We start from the raw sequence: 2,272 nt of genomic DNA, 5'->3' as shown, positions 1-2,272 counted from the left end.
GGCCCGACGTGATCGTCAACGCCGCGGCGCACACGGCGGTGGACAAGGCGCAGAGCGAGACCGACCTCGCGAGGCGGCTGAACGCCGAAGCCCCGGCAGTGCTGGCCGAGACGGCGCAGGCGGTGGGTGCGCTGCTGGTGCACTACAGCACCGACTACGTGTTCGATGGCGGCGGCAGCACGCCCTGGGTGGAAACCGCACCGACCGGCCCCCTGAACGTGTACGGCCAGACCAAGCTGGACGGCGAGCGGGCCATTGCAGCGGCCTGTACGCGGCATTTGATCCTGCGCACTAGCTGGGTGTACGCGGCGCGCGGCAGCAACTTTGCCAAGACCATGCTGCGCCTGGCGGCCGAGCGAGAGCGGCTGACGGTGATCGACGACCAGTTCGGCGCGCCCACGGGTGCGGAGCTGATCGCCGACGTGACGGCGCACGCCATCCGTCAGCTGCTGCAGCGGCCGCAAGACGCCGGCATCTACCACCTGGCCGCCAGCGGCGAGACAAGCTGGAACGGCTACGCTCGGTTTGTGGTGGACTCGGCGCGCGCCATCAAGCCCGAGCTGAAGCTGGCGGTGCAGGAGGTGGCGCCGGTGCCCACAAGCGCCTTCCCCACCCCGGCTCAGCGGCCCCACAACTCGCGCCTGGACACGGCGCTGCTGCAGCAGACCTTTGACCTGCGCCTGCCGCACTGGCAGCAGGGCGTGGCGCGCATGCTGACCGAAACTCTTTGAACAATGGGAGGAACGATGAAAGCGACGACGAGCGCCCGCAAGGGCATCATCCTGGCCGGCGGCTCCGGCACGCGGCTGCACCCGGCCACGCTGGCCATCAGCAAACAGCTGCTGCCGGTGTACGACAAGCCCATGATCTATTACCCGCTGAGCACGCTGATGCTGGCGGGCATGCGCGATGTGCTGATCATCAGCACGCCGCAGGACACGCCGCGCTTTGCGCAGCTGCTGGGCGATGGCAGCCAGTGGGGCCTGAACCTGCAGTACGCCGTGCAACCCAGCCCGGACGGGCTGGCCCAAGCCTTCATCATCGGCGCGGACTTCGTGGGCAACCACCCTAGCGCCCTGGTGCTGGGCGACAACATCTACTACGGCCACGACTTCGCCCAACTGCTGCAAAGCGCGGACGAGCATAACGGCGGCGCCACCGTGTTCGCCTACCACGTGCACGACCCCGAGCGCTACGGCGTGGTCGAGTTCGACCGCAGCGGCAAGGCCGTCAGCATCGAAGAGAAACCCCAACAGCCCAAGAGCAACTACGCTGTCACCGGTCTGTACTTCTACGACCAACAGGTGGTGGACATCGCCAAAGCGGTCAAGCCCAGCGCGCGCGGCGAGCTGGAAATCACCGCCGTCAACCAAGCCTACCTGGACCTGGGGCAGTTGAACGTACAGATCATGAAGCGCGGCTACGCCTGGCTGGACACTGGCACCCATGAAAGCCTGCTGGACGCAGGCCAGTTCATCGCAACCCTGGAACAGCGCCAGGGGCTGAAGATAGCCTGTCCGGAAGAAATCGCGTGGCGCAGCGGCTGGATCAACGCGGCTCAGCTCGAGGCGCTGGCACAACCCCTCAAGAAAAACGGCTACGGGCAATACCTGTTGCGCGCCCTCAACGAGAAGGTGTTCTGAATGAAAGCCACCCCCACCGCAATCCCCGACGTGATGGTGATAGAACCCAAGGTGTTCGGTGACGCCCGCGGCTTCTTCTTCGAGAGCTTCAACCAGAACGCCTTTAATGCAGCCACTGGTTTGAATGTGCATTTTGTGCAGGACAACCATAGCCGTAGTGCCAGAGGCGTGCTGCGCGGGCTGCATTACCAGTTGCAGCAACCCCAGGGCAAGCTGGTGCGAGTGGTGCGCGGGGCGGTGTTCGACGTGGCGGTGGACATCCGCCGCGGCTCGCCGACCTTCGGTCAGTGGGTCGGCACGGAGCTGAGCGAGGACAACCACCGGCAGTTCTGGGTGCCTGCAGGGTTTGCGCACGGCTTCCTGGTGCTCAGCGAAACAGCCGACTTCCTGTACAAGACCACCGACTAAAACGCTCCGGCGCACGATCGCTGCATCGCATGGAACGATCCCGACCTCGACATCCGGTGGCCTGACATCGGCATAGCACCATTACTGTCGGCCAAGGATCAGGCTGGCATACGGCTGTCTGCGGCGGAAACATTCACGACATGAATCTGCACCCAACCCGACCAGTTGCGCTGCTGACGAGTCTTTGGACCAACCGGAGGCTGATCCGGACGCTGGTGAAG

Annotated in this window: 2 protein-coding genes and 1 pseudogene; all 3 read left to right on the top strand. The window is 65.0% G+C overall.

What is annotated here, in order from left to right; translation table 11 throughout:
* On the top strand, positions 1-731 hold a 731-nt coding region (gene rfbD, locus ACR2JA_RS16725; protein ID WP_434010205.1), incomplete at its 5' end, for a dTDP-4-dehydrorhamnose reductase.
* 15 nt (positions 732-746) lie between these two features.
* Complete coding sequence (gene rfbA, locus ACR2JA_RS16720; RefSeq protein ID WP_434010204.1) at positions 747-1,643, top strand: glucose-1-phosphate thymidylyltransferase RfbA; 897 nt, start codon at positions 747-749, stop codon at positions 1,641-1,643.
* Positions 1,644-2,195 (top strand): annotated as a pseudogene (gene rfbC, locus ACR2JA_RS16715) (dTDP-4-dehydrorhamnose 3,5-epimerase). It abuts the gene before it with no gap.
* Positions 2,196-2,272 lie beyond the last annotated feature (77 nt).

This window comes from Hydrogenophaga sp. (assembly GCF_051007235.1).
In the GTDB taxonomy this organism is placed as follows: Bacteria; Pseudomonadota; Gammaproteobacteria; order Burkholderiales; family Burkholderiaceae_C; genus Hydrogenophaga.
The sequence above is the reverse complement of the archived record's forward strand: the minus strand, read 5'-3'. Positions and strand labels throughout refer to the sequence as shown.

Coding starts and splice junctions, on each gene's coding strand:
- rfbA (WP_434010204.1), top strand. CDS start 747: ATGAAAGCGACGACGAGCGCCCGCAAGGGCATCATCCTGGCCGGCGGC.